The sequence below is a fragment of the Ferrovibrio sp. genome, from assembly GCF_002796975.1.
Lineage (GTDB): Bacteria > Pseudomonadota > Alphaproteobacteria > Ferrovibrionales > Ferrovibrionaceae > Ferrovibrio.
In genome coordinates, this window is record NZ_PEKV01000012.1 from 119,073 (window position 1) to 137,120 (window position 18,048).

The following is an 18,048-nucleotide window of genomic DNA, read 5'->3' on the forward strand; positions in this document are numbered from 1 at the left end:
CGGCGGGCGTCGGTGCGACAGCTAATTCGATAAAATCACGCCGTTGCGCTTTCCGTTTGCATCGTGTTCCAGGTTTCACGCGGAAGGTTGTGCCAGCTCACGACACGGTCCCAGATTGGACCGTCTCCAGTATAGCTGAAACCCAGCTTGGCCAGCACGCGCTGCGAGCCGCGGTTGTCCGGCGCGGTCAATGCGATCAGCTGCGCGAGGTCGCAACGTGCGAAACCGAATTGCAGCGTGGCGCGGCCGGCTTCGCTGGCCAGCCCGCGGCCCCAGGCGGTCTTGCCCAGCAGATACAGCAACTCGGTCTGCTCGGCCTCCGGCACCCAGCGCAGACCGCACTGCCCGAGCAGACGCGCACTGCCTCTATCCTGCACGGCCCAGACGCCATGGCCGCGGCGGTCCCAGTGGTCGTTGAAATTGTGGATGTTGCTCTTGGCGCGTTCCTGCGCCTCAGCTCGCGACAGGCCGCGGCCGGGCAGCATGTGGCGCATCACCTGGTCGTCAGTATAGAAGCGCGCCAGAGCTTCGAAATCGCGCGGCTCGAAGCGGCGCAGGATCAGGCGCTCGGTCTCGATCATGCGGCGGCGGCTTTCACGGCGCAGATACGTTGCCGCACGGTATTGGCTTCCTCGCCCTGCTCGAAAGCGTGGATGTTCAGGCCGGCCTCGCGGCACCAGTCGATCAACTCATCGGGCAGCAACAGGAAATCCGGATTGCTCGGCTTGCCGAAGCGCTCGTTGCCTTGCATGAAGGTCTCGTAGATCAGCACGCCGTTCGGTGCGAGTGCTGCAGCGATCCGGCTCTTCAGCGGTCGCCAGAGATAGTTGGTGACGACGACGGCAGCGAATGTCCGATCATTCAGCGGCCAGGGGCCATTCTCGATATCGGCTTCGATCAGTTCGGCGTTGGCAAATCCATGCAGGTCGGAAACACCGGAAAGGTCGCGGTCTAGGAATGTCACCGGATGGCCGCGGTCGAGAAACAGCCGGCCATGCCGGCCGCTGCCGCAGGCGAGATCGAGGAGACTGCCGCCGGGAGTGATGAGACCGGCGAAACGCACAACCCAGGGCGAGGGGGCAGTGCCCCCATGCGTAGCCATCCGTTTTGAGCCCCCTTGTTGCACCGCCGTAACCGCACCATGTATAAACTGTTGCAGTTTAAGGAAGGTTACGGCGCACGCCGAATCATCGACGGGTCATGATCAAGTACGAACTGAAATGTCGCAAGGACCACGTTTTCGAGGCGTGGTTTTATGACAGTGCCACCTACGACAAGCAGGCGGCGGACGGCAAGGTCGTGTGTCCGGTCTGCAACTCACGCAAAGTGGATAAGGCGCCGATGGCGCCGCGCATCGGCAAGTCCAAGGGCGAAGTTGCCAAGGCCGAGGCCAAGGAAGCAGCGAAGGTGCGCCAGGCACTGACCGAACTGCGCGACCATGTCGAGAAGAATGCGGATTACGTCGGCGACCAGTTCGCCGAAGAGGCGCGCAAGATCCATTATGGCGAAACCGACAAGCGCAACATCTACGGCGAGGCAAGCCCGGATGAAGCCAGGGAACTGGCCGAAGAAGGTGTCGATGTCGCCGTGATCCCCTGGCTTCCGCGCGAGGACGCGTAAAGCAGTTAGTTGATTGCCGTTGCGCTGGCCGGCAGGTCTATTCCTTCCGGCGCACCCCCTTCAGCAGACATCACGAAAAGCTTCGGCCGAGATGGCTCGCCGGAAATGAAGGCGAGCAGCCTGCCATCTGCTGACAGAGCCGAATCAAGAATGTAGTGTCCGGACTTCGTCAGACGGCGAATGTCTTCGCCTTCCTTCAGAAAAAGATCGTAACGATAGTTTACGCGATCTGGGTTGTTATCCAGTTCATTGGTGCGTGCGGTAAAGAGAATGCGTGTTCCATCAGCCGATATGCGCGGGCGTGTGGTTGCGGCGCCATGGATGAGCGCCGGTGACAGGTCTGGATCACCTGGTTCCTTTATGTATATATGATTGCCGCGGTAACGGTCCCGATAGGCCTTGGGGGCTTCCTGCTTTACAGGGTTTAGCGTTCGTATCTCGCCGAATTTCCGCATGCCGTCAGCCGAGAACAGGAAGCGCCGGTCATCGGGCAGATAATAAGGCCGATCCATGCTGAAAAACTGGTGATCGGTGAGCTGACGCTCATGTCCGGTCACGATGTCGACCTCGTAAATATCCCAATCGCCAATCCAGTCCCGTTGTTCGGTGCGGCGTGTTACGCCGGCCCGGGCATAGATGATCTTCTTCATGTCATGGGAGAAGGACGGATTGATCTTGTAGTGCCGGCTATCGGTGATGATCCGTACGCCGCTGCCGTCTGCATTCATGATGCTGACCTGCCGCCACAGGGAACGTTCCTCCGCGACCGCATCATTTGAAATAAAGGCGATTTTCGCGCCATCGGCGGAATAGCTGCCGGTAGACCAGGATTGCCCGACAGCAGGCCGGTAGCTATGCAGAGTCCGGTTATGCCGGTGGTAGACAGCGATTTCACATTGCTGCTGACGACACAGATTGAAGATCAACCTCGTGCTGTCGGGCGAGAAGCCCAGGCGCGAGATGCCGACCGCAGTTTGAGCGCCTGCCGAAAGCGGCAGAAACAGGCACGTAGCGAGCAGCAGCCCAAGCCAGGCCATGCTGCCGCCGGCACGGATCATTTCACCGCCACCAGCATGTAATTCACATCGGTATCACGTCCGATGCTCCAGCGATCGCTGAGCGGGCTGTAGCTGACGCCGGCGACGTCGCTTAAGGAAAGCCCGGCGCGACGCAGGCAGCCCGCCAGTTCGTGGGGCTTGAGGAACTTCTTCCAGTCATGCGTGCCGCGCGGCACCCAGCCTAGGATGTATTCGGCGGCCACAATGCCCAGCGCAAAAGACTTCGGCGTGCGGTTCAGCGTGGCGGCAATCAGCAGCCCGCCGGGTTTCACCATCTGGCCGCAGGCGGCCAGGAAGCCGTCGAGATCGGCAACGTGTTCGACCACTTCGAGCGCCAGCACGACATCAAACTGTTCGCCGGCGGCAGCGAGTTCCTCGGCGCTGGTGCAGCGGTAATCGACGGTCACGCCGGCTTCGGCCGCATGCAGGCTGGCAATGCCGATATTGCGCTCGCCGGCATCCGCTCCCACGACCTGCGCACCCAGCCGGGCCATCGGCTCCGAAACCAGGCCGCCGCCGCAGCCGATATCCAGCAGGCGCAGGCCCTTCAGCGGATTGTCCGACAGGCCATCGCGACCGAAATGAGCGCAGATGCGGTCGCGGATGAACCCCAGCCGCACCGGGTTGAATTTATGCAGGGGCCTGAACTTGCCCTGCGGGTTCCACCATTCCGCCGCCAGGGCGGAAAAACGGGCGATTTCGGCGGGGTCGATACTGGCTGCGGACTGGCTCATGTGGCGACTCGCTCGGACCCGACAAAGGGCTAAGGAAACAGGGGATTTTTCCGCCCGGCTCGGCTTGCCCCGGACCGGCCCCAAGAGTATTAAGTACCCGCCTTTTAGCCGGCAAGGTTCTGCCGGTAACTATCGACAACGAACAGTGAAATGGGATCGAGCGACATGGCGCGCTTGGTGATGAAATTCGGCGGCACGTCGGTCGGTTCGGTCGACCGTATGAAGAACGTGGCTGCCAAGGTGAAGCGCGAGGTCGAGGCCGGCAACCAGGTTGCCGTCGTGGTCTCGGCCATGTCGGGCGAGACCAACCGTCTGGTCGACCTGTGCAAGCAGGTCGATGCCGTGCATGACCAGCGCGAATACGACACGGTCGTGGCCGCCGGCGAGCAGGTCACCACCGGCCTGGTTTCGATGGCACTGCAGTCGGCGGGCGTGAAGGCGCGCTCCTGGCAGGGCTGGCAGGTGCCGATCCGTACCAACGACATGCACGGCCGGGCGCGGATCGCCGAAATCGACGGCGCCGCCATGCTCAGGGATATGGCTGCCGGCGTGGTGCCGGTAGTGGCCGGCTTCCAGGGTGTCGGTCCCGGCGACCGCATCGCCACTTTGGGCCGCGGCGGTTCGGACACTTCGGCGGTTGCGCTGGCCGCAGCCCTGCAGGCCGACCGCTGCGACATCTATACCGATGTGGACGGTGTCTACACGGCCGATCCGCGCATCGTGAAAAAGGCCCGCAAGCTGGATAAGATCACCTACGAGGAGATGCTGGAACTGGCCTCGCTGGGTGCCAAGGTTCTGCAGACCCGTTCGGTGGAAATGGCGATGAACCACCGGGTGCGGACCCAGGTTCTGTCGAGCTTTGCCGACGTGGCCGGCACGCTCGTTGTGGATGAGGAAGAGATCGTGGAAAAGCAGATTGTCTCCGGTGTCACTTACTCGGCCGACGAAGCCAAGGTTACCCTGATCGGCGTAGCCGACCGCCCCGGCATCGCTGCCGGCATTTTCGGCCCGCTGTCGGATGCCGGCATCAATGTCGACATGATCGTCCAGAATATCTCCGAGGACGGCAAGAAGACCGACATGACCTTCACCATGGGCCGCAGCGATCTCGATCGCGCCGTCGGCATCCTGGAGAAGCAGAATCTGGACTGGGCCAAGCTGGTGCCGGATCGCAACGTCGTGAAGGTGTCCGTCGTCGGCGTCGGCATGCGCAGTCATGCCGGCGTGGCGCATATCATGTTCAAGGCGCTGGCCGAGAAGAACATCAACATCCAGGCGATCACCACCTCGGAGATCAAGGTCAGCGTGCTGATCAGTGCCGACTACACCGAACTGGCGGTGCGCGCTCTGCACACCGCCTTCGGGCTCGACGCAGAATGAACACGGGGGACCGATGCGGGGAGGGCAGACCACACCAGCCTCTCCGGTAACTGGTAGCGGAGAACGGCTGTGACGCCGGGCCGGGCGCAAGCTCCCGGGCCGCGTGGCCTGCTGCGCCGTCTCCGCGAGGTGATGGCCGAGGCCGGCACCGTCGATGAACGCCTTGCCCGCGTCGTGCGCAACATCGCCGCCAATATGGTGGCGGAAGTCTGCTCGGCCTATCTGCTGCGCGGCGACGAGCTCGAACTCTACGCCACCGAGGGTCTGAACCCCGACGCCGTGCACAAGACCCGCCTGAAAGTGGGCGAGGGTCTGGTCGGCGACATCGCTGCCCATGCACGGCCGCTGGCGCTGGCCGATGCGCAGAGCCATCCGCAATTCGCCTACAAGCCGGAAACCGGCGAAGAAGTGTACCACTCGCTGCTCGGCGTGCCGATCCTGCGCGACAACCGCGTGATCGGCGTTCTGGTCGTGCAGAACCAGACGCGGCGTCAGTATGCCGATGAGGAAGTCGAGGCGCTCGAGACCATCGCCATGGTGCTGGCAGAGATGGTTGCCTCAGGCCAGCTCAGCGGCGGCGAGGATCTGGTAGCCGCCTCGCGCGCTTCCACCATGCCGTTCCGCGCCGACGGCCGCACGCTGTCGGAAGGCCTGGCCATCGGCATCGCCGTGCTGCACGAGCCGCGCATCCATGTCGAAAAGACCATGGCCGACGACATCCCGCGCGAAAAGCTGCGGTTGGACGCGGCCGTCGCCTCGATGCGCGACCAGGTCAACAAGATGCTGGAAACGCCCGACAACGACATTGTCGGCGAAAGTCGCGATATCCTGGAAACCTACAAGATGTTCGCGCATGACACCGGCTGGCTCGCCAAGCTGCATCAGGCGGTGGATTCCGGCCTGACGGCGGAAGCCGCCGTGCAGCGCGTGCAGGGCGACACGCGCCACCGCATGCAGGCGATCACCGATCCCTATCTGCGCGAACGCCTCGCCGATCTCGACGATCTGGCCAACCGCCTGCTGCTGCACCTGACCGGCCGGCCGCAGCATACGGCCGCGGAGAACCTGCCCGAGAATGCCATTCTGATGGCGCGCAGCATGGGGCCTGCGGAGTTGCTGGATTACGACCGCCGAAAGCTGCAGGGCGTGATCCTGGAAGAAGGATCCAGTATGAGCCATGTCGCCATCGTGGCGCGGGCGCTGTCCATCCCGGTGGTGGGTGGTGTCGAAGGCGTGATCGCCAAGGTCGAGCCGGGCGATACCGTCGTGGTCGATGGCGACCATGCACAGGTCTTCGTGCGCCCGGTGTCCGATGTGGTTTCGGCCTTCCACCAAAGTGTCGGCTTACGCAAGGCGCGGCTGGCGAAATATGCCGCTCAGCGCGAGGATCCGTCGATCACCGCCGATGGCACCAGGGTCGCCATGCTGGTGAATGCCGGCCTGCTGATCGACCTGAGCCATCTCGATGAAACCAATGCCGACGGCATCGGACTCTATCGTACCGAGTTGCAGTTCATGGTGCGGCCGACCATGCCCAAGGCGGATGCGCAGACCGCGATCTATCGTCGCGTGATCGAACATGCCGGCGAGCGACCGGTGGTGTTCCGCACACTGGATATCGGCGGCGACAAGGTTCTGCCCTATCTGGTGAAATATCCTGAAGAGAATCCGGCGATGGGCTGGCGCGCGATCCGCCTGACGCTGGATCGGCCGGCGCTGCTGAAGGTGCAGCTGCGTGCGCTGCTGGAAGCGGCGGCCGGCAGCAATCTGCATGTCATGTTCCCGATGATCGCCGAGGTGGATGAATTCCGCCGCGCCCGCCGGCTGCTGGATCGCGAGGTGCAGCGGCTGGTCAACCTGCGAAAGCCGGTGCCGCTCAAGGTGCAGGTCGGCAGCATGCTGGAAGTGCCGGCGCTGGCCTGGCAGTTGCCGGCCCTGCTGCCGCTGGTCGATTTCATCTCGGTCGGTTCGAACGACCTGATGCAGTTCATGTTCGCCGCCGACCGTGGCAACACCAAGCTGGCCGACCGTTACGATCCTCTGAGCCCTGCCATGCTGAGTTTCCTGCACTGGGTGGTGCAGCAGTGTCATGCGGCGGGCACGCCGATCACCATGTGCGGCGAGATGGGCAGCCGGCCACTGGAGGCCATGGCGCTTCTGGGCCTCGGCTTCCGTCGCCTTTCGATGCCGGCAAATGCCATCGGTCCGGTGAAGGAAATGCTGCGTAGCCTTTCCGTTCCGGCGCTGGCTGAATTTATGTCTAAATTGTATGCCTCACCCGAGCACAGCGTGCGTGGACCCCTAGAGGAATTCGCGCGGGAAAATGGCGTAATTGTTTGAAAATGCTGGCCTGATCGGCACTTTGCCGTAATATGGCGGCAGCGAAAAATTGCGGGCGAGATCATGAATACCCAGTCCGGCGGACAGACGGCCGTGGCCGATGCCGCCCCCCTAGGCGGGCGGTATGAGGGCGTGGGCCACAGCCTGAAGGTTGTCCGCGAGCGGCGCAGCCTCGCGCTGACGGACGTCTCCGCGCGTCTGCGCATCCGTCGTCCCTATCTGGAAGCCATTGAGGACGGCCGGTTCGGCGAACTGCCGGGCGCCGTCTATGTCAGCGGCTTCCTGCGCCAGTATGCAGAATTCCTCGGCCTCGATCCCGACCAGGTGCTGAAAAGCTATCAGGCCGAAAGCGATGGCGCCGTGCAGCGCACGGTCCTGAATTTTCCGATGCCGCGGCCGGAAGAACGTACCCCGCGGGTCTGGCTTGTCGTCGGCGCCCTGGTGCTGGCTGTCGTTGTCTATGCGCTGTGGTATCGCCACCAGGAAGCTCTGCGTGTCGGGCAGGATCTGATCCAGGCGGTGCCGTCGCGGCTGGCCGATCTCGTGCCCAGCCCGCAGCCGATTGCGCCGGCGGCGGCGCCCATCGTGCTGCCGCCGCCGCCAGCGCAGACCGTTCAGACGCCTTCGGCCCAGCCTCCTGCTATTCCTGCTCCCGCCACGCCGGCTCCGGCCGTCCAATCGCCGGCATCTGTGGCGCAGGCGCCTGCCGCACCGCCGCCTGCCGCGGTCTCGCCGGCTCCGGTCGCCCAGGCTCCGAGCACGCTGGCTCCGAGCACGCCGGCTCCTCCGCCTGCCCAGACCGCTGCCGCGCCGGTTGCCGAAGCGCCGGCCAGTTACGGCGCCGCCACCGCCGGTCGCATCCGGGTCGAGGCCACCGCGCCAGCCTGGATTCAGGTGCGCGGGCCCAACAACGAGCAGATTTTCACCCGCCTGCTGAATACAGGCGAACGCTATCAGGTGCCGGACCGCTCCGGCCTGACGCTGTTGACCGGCAATGCTGGCGGCGTGCGGATCGTGGTCGACGGTCAGCCGGTGCCCCCGCTGGGTGCGGAAGGCGAGGTAAAGCGCGGTATTTCGCTCGATCCGGAACGGCTGAAGACTCTGGGCAGCGAGCGTCAGGGCTAGGCCACCAGGGTGTGCAGGCTGGCTTGCCATCCCACGGTAAAGACGCCATGTTACGCCCGCGTCCGCAGCCCCCAATAATTCGGTCCTGTGAGCTGGACGAAAAAAGTTAAGCCATGAGCATCCGCCCCTATCGCGATATCCAGCGCCGCAAGTCGCGCAAGATTTTCGTCGGCAATGTTCCGGTGGGCGGCGACGCGCCGATCACCGTGCAGACCATGACGAACACGCTGACCAGCGACGCCAAAGCGACGATCGAGCAGATTCGCCGTTGCGAAGAGGTTGGCGTCGATCTCGTGCGCGTTTCCTGCCCCGACGAAGATTCGACGAAGGCGCTGAAGGAAATCGTGCGGGCTGTGAAAGTCCCGATCATCGCCGACATCCATTTCCATTATAAACGCGCCATCGAGGCCGCCGAAGCAGGTGCAGCCTGCCTGCGCATCAACCCGGGCAATATCGGTTCGGCCGAGCGCGTGCGCGAAGTGGTCAAGGCCGCCAAGGACCATGGCTGCTCGATGCGCATCGGCGTCAATGCCGGCTCGCTGGAAAAGCACCTGCTGGAGAAATACGGCGAGCCCTGCCCGGAAGCCATGGTGGAAAGCGCCATGGATCATGCGCGCATCTTGGAAGACCACGACTTCCGCGAATTCAAGATCAGCGTAAAGGCGTCCGATGTCTTCCTCGCCGTCGCAGCCTATCAAGGCCTGGCCGAGGCCTGCGACTATCCGCTGCATATCGGTATCACCGAGGCGGGTGGCCAGCGCATCGGCACGGTGAAGTCTTCTATCGGGCTGGGCATGCTGCTGTGGTCGGGCATCGGCGATACGCTGCGCGTGTCGCTGTCATCTCCGCCCGAGGAAGAGGTCAAGGTCGGCTTCGACATGCTGAAGTCGATGAACCTGCGGCATCGGGGCGTGAATGTGATTTCCTGCCCGTCCTGTGCCCGCCAGAATTTCGATGTGATCAAGACCGTCGAGGTACTGGAGCAGCGCCTGGCCCATATCACCACGCCGATGACCCTGAGCGTGATCGGCTGCGTGGTGAACGGCCCGGGCGAAGCGCGCGAGACCGATATCGGCTTCACCGGCGGCGGCAAGAATACGCACCAGGTCTATCTCGCTGGTCAGCCGGCGCACCGGCTGCAGAACGAGGATATCGTCGCGCATCTGGTCAGGCTGGTCGAAGACAAGGCCCGCCAGATCGAAGCCGCCAAGGCCGATACCAAACATCCCGACGACGCGGCCGACGCCGCGTCTTAGCTACCACCATCCAAGGACGGAGACACGCCGTGGCCCAGTTCCAGCCCGTGCGCGGCACGCATGACATTCTGCCTGACGATTATGCCCGCTTCCGCCATGTGGTGGACACGGCGCGTCAGGCTGCGCAGCTGTTCGGCTATCGCGAGATGGCGACGCCGATCTTCGAATTCACCGATGTCTTCGCCCGCTCGATGGGCGAAACCTCGGATGCCGTCTCGAAGGAGATGTATGCGATCAACGATCGCGGTGGCGAGAATCTGGCGTTGCGGCCGGAATATACCGCCGGCATCTGTCGTGCCTTCATCTCCAACGGCCTGCAGCAGAATGTGCCCTTCAAGGCCTTTGCCTGGGGCCCGATGTTCCGCTACGAGCGTCCGCAGAAGGGCCGTCAGCGCCAGTTTCATCAGATCGACGTGGAAGTGATCGGCGCCGCCGAACCGCAGGCCGATGTGGAAGTGATCGCACTCGGCGCCGAAATCCTGCGCCGGCTTGGCATCCTTGATAAGTGCACGCTGGAACTGAACACACTGGGCGATCCGGAAAGCCGCGTCGGCTATCGCGATGCGCTGGTGAAGTATTTCTCCGGCTACGTCGATCAGCTGTCGGAAGACAGTCGCAAGCGGCTGGAAAAGAACCCGCTGCGCATTCTGGATTCCAAGGATGAGGGCGACCGCAAGCTGGTGGCGAACGCACCGCTGATCCACGACTATCTCACGCCTGCCGCGAGCGATTTCTTCAAAGCATTGCAGGACGGCCTGGCTGCCAGCGACGTGCCCTTCACCATCAGCCCGCGTCTGGTACGCGGCCTGGATTACTACACGCATACCGCCTTTGAATTCGTCACCACGCATCTCGGTTCGCAGGGTGCCGTGATCGCCGGCGGGCGTTACGACGGCCTGATCGAGCAGCTTGGCGGCAAGCCGACGCCAGGCATCGGTTGGGCCGGCGGCATCGAGCGCCTGGTGCTGCTGTCGGATCCGCAGCCGGTGGCACCGCGGATCGTGGCGATCATCCCGATCGGCGCCGCTGCCGAAGCCGAAGCGGTGAAGCTGGCGGGCGAACTGCGCCGCGCCGACATCGCCGTCGAACTCGCCTATGGCGGTAATGTCGGCAAGCGTTTCAAACGTGCTGACAAAGTCGGCTGTACGGCCGCTGTGGTGATCGGTGACGACGAGATCGCCAGCGGCGTGGTCAAGCTGAAGGACTTCAAGAGCGGCGAAGAGGCATCTGTGGCCCGCGCGGAGCTGCTTGGCAAGCTGAAGGCCTGACATGGACACCTCCGGCCTGCCGGAAGCCAAGCTCGACAAGGTGATCGAGCGCTACGAGATGCTGCAGGCCGAGATGGCCGGCGGTGGTCTGGCGGCTGAGGCCTTTGTCAAGCTGTCGAAGGAATATGCCGAGATCGAGCCTCTGGTGCAGGCGATTGGCGATCTGCGCCGGCTGCGCCGCGAGGTGGCCGATCTGATTGCCATGCGCGACGATGCCGCCTCCGACGCGGAAATGCGGGACATGGCGGAATCCGAGTGGAAGCAGGCGCAGGCTGCATTGCCGGAGGCCGAGCGGCGCGTGCTGATCATGCTGCTGCCCAAGGACGAAGCCGACGAGAAAAATGCCATCCTCGAGGTACGCGCCGGCACCGGCGGAGATGAGGCCGCGTTATTCGCCCGCGATCTCTTCGAGATGTATCGCGGCTATGCCGCCAAACATGGCTGGCGCTTCGAGGTCGAAAGCATCGCCGATACCGAACTGGGCGGCTTTCGCGAGGCGATCGCCACCATCACCGGCCGCAGCGTCTTCGCCCGGCTGAAATTCGAATCCGGTGTGCATCGTGTGCAGCGTGTGCCGGATACCGAAACCCAGGGTCGGATCCATACCTCGGCTGCCACGGTGGCGGTTTTGCCCGAAGCTGAAGACGTCGATATCGACATCAACGAGAACGACCTGCGCATCGACGTCTACCGTTCGTCGGGCGCCGGCGGCCAGCATGTGAACACCACCGATTCTGCGGTGCGTATCACACATATCCCGACCGGCATCGTGGTGGCGCAGCAGACCGAACGGTCGCAGCACAAGAACAAAGCCAAGGCCATGAAGCTGCTGCGCGCCAAGATGTATGAGGCCGAGCGTGAACGTCTCGCCTCGACGCGGGCCGCCGACCGCAAGGGGCAGGTCGGCTCGGGCGATCGCTCGGAGCGCATCCGCACCTATAATTTCCCGCAGGGCCGGGTGACCGACCACCGCATCAACCTGACGCTGTATAAAATTGAACAGGTCGTGACAGGGGAAGCGCTGGACGACGTGATCGAGGCGCTGATCGCCGAAGACCAGGCCAGCCGGCTGCTTGAGCTGAACCGTGCCTGATGTACCGACCATCGGTACGCTGCTCACCGCCGCGCAGGCGCGGCTCAAATCTGCCGGTGTCGATACACCGCGGCTCGATGCGATCCTGCTGCTGGCCGAAGCCAGCGGGGTGAGCGAGGACCATATTCGCGGGCGGCCTGACGCGCCGCTCTCTGCTGAATCGGCGGCGGCCTTCGAAGCATTGCTGCAGCGCCGGCTGCAGCGCGAGCCGGTTTCGAAGATTCTCGGCCGTCGCGAATTCTGGAGTCTGGAATTCCGCACCAGCCCCGATGTGCTGGATCCGCGCGCCGATTCCGAAACGCTGGTGGCTGGTGTGCTGGCCGCGATTCCGAACCGCAATGCCGCGTTGCGCATTGTCGATTTCGGCACCGGTTCGGGTTGCCTGCTGCTCAGCCTGCTGCACGAACTGCCGAGCGCTACGGGAGTCGGCATCGATGTGTCGCCGCCGGCGCTGGCCGTGGCCAAGGAAAATGCCGGGCGCTTCGCGATGTCGTCGCGCTGCATATTCAGGCTCGGCAGCTGGGGGAAAGGGATCGCGGGCACATTCGACATCCTGATTTCCAATCCGCCCTATATCGAAAGCGGCGTGGTGCCGGGGTTGGAGCCGGAGGTGGCGGATTTCGATCCGTTGCTGGCGCTGGATGGCGGCGCGGACGGCCTGGATGCCTATCGCGCGCTGATCCCCGATATGGCGCGGCTGGCAGCGAAAGACGCGTTCGCCGCGCTGGAAGTCGGTGTGGGACAAGATGTCGCAGTCGGGCGGCTGCTGGGCGAAGCAGGTTTTGGCGAGATTGCGGTATTGCCCGATCTCGGCGGTATTAATCGTGTGGTAACCGGCCGGAAATCCGTGCAGATTCCCTGAAAAAGGGGGTTGGCAGGGACCCGTGCCCCCCTTATCTTGAGTCTTGGGCCGACGCAGTCCCAAGGAACCCGCCCAAGGTATAGATCCGGGGTGTTAACCGGGGGCGAATAAGCAGGCAGCGTCGCCGCCTCATCGACAACCGACATCGGATGACGGACACCGCAGGGTGATACACATCGGATGATCGATTCATCGGGAGGCCGACCGTATCAGGCACACGATATGCTGATGAGCATGGGGTGCCGATGCGCGCGCAGGATGCCTGATTGCGCTATTTGCTAAAAAACAAGCGAGATGCATTGTGAACAATAAGAATCGTCAGCGCGGTGGCCGTCCTCAGGGCCGGAGGCCGCATGGTGGCGGCGGAGGCGGTAACGGCGGCGGTGGAAATAACGGCGGGATGAACAATTCCCACCGTAATTTCGACTCCAACGGCCCCGAAGTTAAGGTCCGCGGCACGGCCACCAATATCTTCGAGCGCTACTGCCAGCTCGCGCGCGACGCCAATGCGTCGGGCGACCGCGTGGCGGCCGAGAATTACCTGCAGCATGCCGAACACTACTACCGGATCATGCTGGCTCAGGGCGTGACGCCGATGCAGCGCGCGGCCACGCAGCAGCAGCAGAACCAGCAGCAGCCCAATAACAGTAACGGCAACGGCCAGCCGTCGGCACAGCCCGCCGCGCCGGCGGCCACCGAGGGTGGTGAGCAGCCGAGCCTGGAAATGGAACTGGAAGCCGCACTGGATAGCGACGGCCAGCCTGTACAGAAAGAACGCGACGAGGCGACGGCCGCGTAAGCCGCGCACCAGCTTGTAGACATGAAAAAAGCCGCCGGAGCGATCCGGCGGCTTTTTCTAATCTTGAGTGCCTGGCGCTTAGTTCGTCGGCGGCAGGTTGCCCTGTTCGGCCTGGCTCCACATCGCCTCGTCGGCAATGGTGAGCTGGCGGATCGGCAGGCTTTCGGTTTCCGGCACCACTGGGGCCAGCGCGATGTCGATTTCCAGTTCCTTGTCCAGCAGGCCGCGGTCGCCGGCGAGATGGCGCTCGAAGAACTCGACCGTGCGGTTGATGCTGTCTTCCTTGGCTTCGCCGCGGAAGGTATGGCCCTGGCCCTTGTAGATCTTCACTTCGTGCTCGGCGCCCAGGTCGTCCAGCAGGCTGGCCAGTTCATAGGCGCGGCGCACCGGCACGGTGGCATCGCGATCGCCATGCAGCACCAGCGTCGGCGGCATGCGATGCACGCCCTTGCGCTGCACTTCCGACGGCATCGCACCCACCACGTTCACCACGGCCTGCACGCGTTCGTCGCGGCTGCCCAGGCTGAGCGCATGGAAGCCGCCGAGCGACAGGCCGAAGATGCCGATCTTGTCAGGGTCGACATATTTCTGCTTCTGCACGTAGGAGATCGCCTCGGTGAGGATGCGCTCGCGTTCGTCATGCAGGGCGGGGGCGGCTTTGCGGGCCTGCGGCACGCCGTCGAAATAATGCACCACGAAAGCGGTGATGCCCTTCTCGGCCAGCGCCTTGGCCTGCGGGTAGAACAGCGAGCCGTCGCCCAGGCCATGAGCGCCATGCAGCACCAGCACGGCCGGCGACCTGCCGTCGGAATCCAGCAGGTCCATGTCAGCCTTCACCACATCGACGCGCACCTTGCGGCCGTCGATGGTGAAGCCGTTGGTATTCTCGGCTTCGGCAGCGCGGCGCGCGCCTTCGGCGGATTTCTGCCGACGCGGGGCTGCCGCCGGCTTGGCGCCCGGCTTGGGGGCAGAGGCTTTCTGGGCGGTGGCTTTCTGGGCGGTGGCTTTCTGGCTGGCGCGCGGCTGGGCCTGCGCGGCCGGAACGGCGGCGACACTGCCCATCATCAGCGCAAGCGCGGAAATCATGCAAATCTGACGGAATGCCATGGACTTGAATCCCCTGGCATTACGCAGCATCGTGGCTTTTCCCCCGGCCATCGATCCCCCTGTAAAGCCTCAGTTAATCAAACTGCGGGTCCCCACCCGCTGGACTGTTTCAAGTTGTAACAGGGCTTTGACGCCAGAGTCCACCTTTGATTCGCCGCGATATTTCCTGCTTTTCAAGGAAAATCATAGGGTTGTGGAAAAATCGGCCCGCTTGACCCTCGCCGGGCGGCTACTTACCTTACTGACCTAAGCCGGATTCGAGCCTCCTGACCCGTCTCCGGCCCAGCCATTCCAACCGAGGATTCCCGCATGTCTGCGCCCACCAAAGTCACCGACGCTTCCTTCGAAAGCGATGTCCTCAAGTCTTCCGATGCCGTTCTGGTCGACTTCTGGGCCGAGTGGTGCGGTCCCTGCAAGCAGATCGCCCCGGCGCTGGACGAGATCGCCAGCGAGATGGCCGGCAAGCTGACCATCGCCAAGGTGAATATCGACGAGAACCCGATGACCCCGTCGAAGTTCGGCGTGCGCGGCATCCCGACTCTGATCCTGTTCAAGGACGGCAAGCCGGTTTCCACCAAGGTCGGGTCGATGCCGAAGAGCCGCATCGTCGAGTGGATCAACTCGGCGATCTAGGAATTTTCCGCCAGTATCCGGCCCGCGAGATATAGCGAGCCGGCGATCACGACACGCGCAGGGGCCGGTGCCGACGAGGCATCGGCCCTTATCGTTTGCGCGATCTGCCGCATGGCGGCAGTGGCGCTGCCGGCCGGGTCGGCCGTCAGGCCGACGCTGCGTGCGGCCGCGGTCAGGTCCTCGGCCGATAGGCTGTTGGCTTCGCCCGGGATGGCAATGCAGCGCGCGGCCTCCATCTGGGGTGCCAGCGGGCGGAGGAAGCCAGCGGCATCCTTCGTATTTAGCATGCCGGCCACCAGCCAGGTCGGCCGCGGCGGCAGCAGCTTCAGCGCTTCGGCCAGCGCTTCACCCGCCATGGCATTATGGGCGCCATCGAGCCAGAGTTCGGTGCCGGGCGGCAACAGCTCGGCCAGCGGGCCTTTGCTGAGCCGCTGCATGCGGGCCGGCCAGTCGATCTTGCGCAGGCCGGCGGCGATGGCATCGGGCGAGATGCTGAAGCCAGCCAACTGTCGCGCGCAGGCAATCGCCACGCCGGCATTCACCACCTGATGTGCGCCCAGCAGGGCGGGACGGGGAAGAGAAAGTTCTACAGCGCTGTCGCGCCAGCGGATGCCGTCCAATGTCTCGCGCACCGTCCAGTCGCGGCCATGCCGGAAGAGCGTGGATTTCGTCTCGACCGCCCGCGCCTCGATCACCGCGATGGCCTCGTCGGGTTGCGGTCCCACCACGCAGGGGACGCCGTCTTTCAGGATACCGGCCTTGTTGGCAGCGATCTTCGTGATCGTGTCGCCGAGAAAGGCGACATGATCGATGCCGATAGGAGTCAGCGCGGTCAGCAGCGGCTGCGGGATCACGTTGGTGGTATCGGCAATGCCGCCCAGGCCGGTTTCCAGCAGCACGATATCGGCTGGAACTTCCGCGAAGGCCAGGTAGGCGGCAGCGGTGGTGATCTCGAAGAAGGTGATCGGCGCGCCGGCATTGACGCTTTCACAGCGTTCCAGCAGTGCGATCAGTTTCGCATCATCGATCAACTGGCCAGCGAGGCGAATGCGTTCGTTGAAACGCACCAGATGCGGCGAGGTATAGGCATGCACGCGATAGCCGGCCGCCTCCAGCATCGCGCGCAGGAAAGCTGTGGTGGAGCCTTTGCCCTTGCTGCCGGCCACGTGGAAAACCGCCGGCAGATGCAGATACGGGTCGCCCAGCTTCGCCAGCAGGGCGCGGATGCGGTCCAGCGAAAGATCGATGGCCTTGGGATGCAGCGCCGTCAGGCGCTGCAGGATAGCGTCTAACTCAGCGGGCGCGGGGGCGGGTGGCGCCATGCGGAATCTCACCCGTCGGCGGAATTTCCAAACCGGGACGCGGCAGCGCCACGACATCGGCCTTCGGCTGCGGATCGAGCAGCAGGTCGACGATGCGGGCCAACGTCTCACGCAGCTGGTGGCGATGCACCACCATGTCCAGCATGCCGTGTTCCAGCAGGTATTCCGAACGCTGGAAGCCCTGCGGCAGGGTTTCGCGGATGGTCTGTTCGATCACGCGCGGGCCGGCGAAGCCGATCAGTGCGCCCGGTTCGGCGATCTGGATATCGCCCAGCATGGCGTAAGACGCCGTGACGCCGCCGGTGGTCGGATCGGTCAGCACCACGATGAATGGCAGGTGCGCCTCGCGCAGGCGCTGTACCGCGATCACCGTGCGCGGCATCTGCATCAGGCTGAGGATACCTTCCTGCATGCGCGCGCCGCCGGCGGCCGCGAACAGGATCAGTGCAGCGCGCTGGTTGACGGCCAGCGTGGCGGCCGCGATCAGCGCTTCGCCGGTCGCCATGCCCATCGATCCGCCCATGAAGGCAAAGTTCTGCACGGCGGCAACGATGTCCTGACCGTCCAGCGTGCCATGCGCCACCGCGAAGGCATCCTTCTGACCGGTCTTGCTGCGGGCATCCTTCAGTCGGTCGGGGTATTTCTTGGAATCACGGAAGTGCAGCGGATCCTGCACCACGTCCGGCAGTTCGATGGTCTGGTATTCGCCCTTGTCGAACAGCGCCGCGAAACGCTGCTTCGGCCCGACCCTCATGTGGTGGTCGCATTTCGGGCAGACGCGCTGGTTCTCGTCCAGCTCCTTGGCATAGATCATCTGGCCGCAGCTCGGGCATTTGGTCCAGAGATTGTCCGGCGTGCTGTCCTTCTTCGCGGTGAACTCGCGGATCTTGGGCAGGACGGTGCGGGTCAGCCAGTTCATCTAGAAACTCCTTCTGTCAGGCTGCGGCTTTGGCAACGCCACGAATGGCAGTGCTCAGTTCGCGCACCAGCTCCAGCACATGCTCGGCCGGATCGATCTTCTTCATCTGGGCCTCGGCCACCCGTTCCACAAGGGCGGTGCCCACCACGGCAGCATCGGCGACGGCGGCAATCGCCGCGGCGCGCTGGCCATCGCGGATGCCGAAGCCGACGGCCACCGGAATTTTGGTATGCTGTTTGATCAGTGCCACCGATTTGCCGACCGCGACCGGGTCGGCGGCAGCGGCGCCAGTGGTACCGGCCACCGACACATAATACAGGAAGCCGGAGGTATTCTGCAGCACGGCCGGCAGACGAGCGGCATCGGTTGTCGGCGTCGCCAGACGGATGAAGTGAATGCCGGCCTTCACCGCAGGAATACACAGCTCGTCATCTTCCTCGGGCGGCAGGTCGACCACGATCAGCCCGTCCACGCCGGCGGTCTTGGCATCGACCAGGAACCTGTCCACGCCATAGGCCGAGATCGGATTGAA

Annotated in this window: 18 protein-coding genes; 10 read left to right on the forward strand and 8 right to left on the reverse strand. The window is 63.9% G+C overall.

The genetic code is table 11. From position 1 onward, the window contains the following. Positions 1 to 35: 35 nt before the first annotated feature. Positions 36 to 581, reverse strand: coding sequence for a GNAT family N-acetyltransferase (locus tag CTR53_RS13920; protein WP_290814433.1), 546 nt, complete (start codon positions 579 to 581; stop codon positions 36 to 38). Continuing rightward, positions 578 to 1,102: a bifunctional 2-polyprenyl-6-hydroxyphenol methylase/3-demethylubiquinol 3-O-methyltransferase UbiG gene (locus CTR53_RS13925; RefSeq protein ID WP_290814436.1), complete on the reverse strand. Its 525-nt coding sequence runs from the start codon at positions 1,100 to 1,102 to the stop codon at positions 578 to 580. Before CTR53_RS13925 ends, CTR53_RS13920 begins: the two co-directional genes overlap by 4 nt. Before the next feature lie 98 nt (positions 1,103 to 1,200). Between CTR53_RS13925 and CTR53_RS13930 the strand changes: the two genes are divergently transcribed. Next, the gene (locus CTR53_RS13930; RefSeq protein WP_290814439.1) at positions 1,201 to 1,620 is read left to right on the forward strand and encodes a DUF1178 family protein; all 420 of its coding nucleotides are present in this window, start codon (positions 1,201 to 1,203) and stop codon (positions 1,618 to 1,620) included. A gap of 5 nt (positions 1,621 to 1,625) precedes the next feature. Here the strand turns inward: CTR53_RS13930 and CTR53_RS13935 are convergent, their stop codons facing one another. Both CTR53_RS13935 and ubiG read right to left on the reverse strand, forming a co-directional pair. After that, positions 1,626 to 2,678 (reverse strand): hypothetical protein, encoded by a 1,053-nt coding sequence (locus tag CTR53_RS13935; RefSeq protein WP_290814442.1) that lies wholly within the window; start codon positions 2,676 to 2,678, stop codon positions 1,626 to 1,628. Continuing rightward, complete coding sequence (ubiG, locus tag CTR53_RS13940; RefSeq protein WP_290814445.1) at positions 2,675 to 3,412, reverse strand: bifunctional 2-polyprenyl-6-hydroxyphenol methylase/3-demethylubiquinol 3-O-methyltransferase UbiG; 738 nt, start codon at positions 3,410 to 3,412, stop codon at positions 2,675 to 2,677. Before ubiG ends, CTR53_RS13935 begins: the two co-directional genes overlap by 4 nt. 165 nt (positions 3,413 to 3,577) lie before the next feature. Between ubiG and CTR53_RS13945 the strand changes: the two genes are divergently transcribed. The 8 genes from CTR53_RS13945 (at position 3,578) to CTR53_RS13980 (ending at position 13,535) form a co-directional block, all read left to right on the forward strand. After that, a complete protein-coding gene (locus CTR53_RS13945) occupies positions 3,578 to 4,792 on the forward strand; it encodes an aspartate kinase (protein WP_290814448.1) in 1,215 nt (404 codons plus the stop codon). 69 nt (positions 4,793 to 4,861) lie between these two features. Further along, complete coding sequence (ptsP, locus tag CTR53_RS13950) at positions 4,862 to 7,132, forward strand: phosphoenolpyruvate--protein phosphotransferase (RefSeq protein WP_367158981.1); 2,271 nt, start codon at positions 4,862 to 4,864, stop codon at positions 7,130 to 7,132. A 63-nt stretch (positions 7,133 to 7,195) separates the two neighbouring features. Beyond that, the gene (locus tag CTR53_RS13955) at positions 7,196 to 8,257 is read left to right on the forward strand and encodes a helix-turn-helix domain-containing protein (RefSeq protein ID WP_290814451.1); all 1,062 of its coding nucleotides are present in this window, start codon (positions 7,196 to 7,198) and stop codon (positions 8,255 to 8,257) included. Positions 8,258 to 8,370: 113 nt separating this feature from the next. Then, on the forward strand, positions 8,371 to 9,513 hold the full coding sequence (ispG, locus tag CTR53_RS13960) for a flavodoxin-dependent (E)-4-hydroxy-3-methylbut-2-enyl-diphosphate synthase (protein ID WP_290814454.1): 1,143 nt from the start codon (positions 8,371 to 8,373) through the stop codon (positions 9,511 to 9,513). Between the two features lie 29 nt (positions 9,514 to 9,542). Continuing rightward, a complete protein-coding gene (hisS, locus tag CTR53_RS13965) occupies positions 9,543 to 10,781 on the forward strand; it encodes a histidine--tRNA ligase (protein ID WP_290814458.1) in 1,239 nt (412 codons plus the stop codon). A 1-nt stretch (position 10,782) separates the two neighbouring features. Continuing rightward, positions 10,783 to 11,874: a peptide chain release factor 1 gene (gene prfA / locus CTR53_RS13970; protein WP_290814461.1), complete on the forward strand. Its 1,092-nt coding sequence runs from the start codon at positions 10,783 to 10,785 to the stop codon at positions 11,872 to 11,874. Then, entirely contained in the window at positions 11,867 to 12,736 is an 870-nt protein-coding gene (prmC, locus tag CTR53_RS13975) for a peptide chain release factor N(5)-glutamine methyltransferase (protein WP_290814464.1), read from the forward strand. The genes prfA and prmC overlap by 8 nt, the downstream gene beginning before the upstream one ends. 301 nt (positions 12,737 to 13,037) lie before the next feature. Then, positions 13,038 to 13,535 carry a DUF4167 domain-containing protein gene (locus CTR53_RS13980; protein WP_290814467.1) on the forward strand — a complete coding sequence of 166 codons (498 nt, stop codon included), beginning with the start codon at positions 13,038 to 13,040 and terminating at the stop codon, positions 13,533 to 13,535. 78 nt (positions 13,536 to 13,613) lie between these two features. Here CTR53_RS13980 and CTR53_RS13985 read toward each other — a convergent pair whose 3' ends face one another. Further along, a complete protein-coding gene (locus tag CTR53_RS13985) occupies positions 13,614 to 14,642 on the reverse strand; it encodes a dienelactone hydrolase family protein (RefSeq protein ID WP_290814470.1) in 1,029 nt (342 codons plus the stop codon). A gap of 309 nt (positions 14,643 to 14,951) precedes the next feature. Between CTR53_RS13985 and trxA the strand changes: the two genes are divergently transcribed. After that, entirely contained in the window at positions 14,952 to 15,275 is a 324-nt protein-coding gene (gene trxA, locus CTR53_RS13990) for a thioredoxin TrxA (protein ID WP_144068820.1), read from the forward strand. Here the strand turns inward: trxA and CTR53_RS13995 are convergent. The 3 genes from CTR53_RS13995 to trpA all read right to left on the reverse strand — a co-directional run. Continuing rightward, the gene (locus tag CTR53_RS13995; RefSeq protein ID WP_290814476.1) at positions 15,272 to 16,597 is read right to left on the reverse strand and encodes a folylpolyglutamate synthase/dihydrofolate synthase family protein; all 1,326 of its coding nucleotides are present in this window, start codon (positions 16,595 to 16,597) and stop codon (positions 15,272 to 15,274) included. The two genes, trxA and CTR53_RS13995, sit on opposite strands and share 4 nt — an antisense overlap. After that, a complete protein-coding gene (gene accD, locus CTR53_RS14000; RefSeq protein WP_290814479.1) occupies positions 16,569 to 17,516 on the reverse strand; it encodes an acetyl-CoA carboxylase, carboxyltransferase subunit beta in 948 nt (315 codons plus the stop codon). Before accD ends, CTR53_RS13995 begins: the two co-directional genes overlap by 29 nt. 16 nt (positions 17,517 to 17,532) lie before the next feature. Then, the coding region (gene trpA / locus CTR53_RS14005) for a tryptophan synthase subunit alpha (protein ID WP_290814482.1) at positions 17,533 to 18,048 on the reverse strand (516 nt) is incomplete at its 5' end.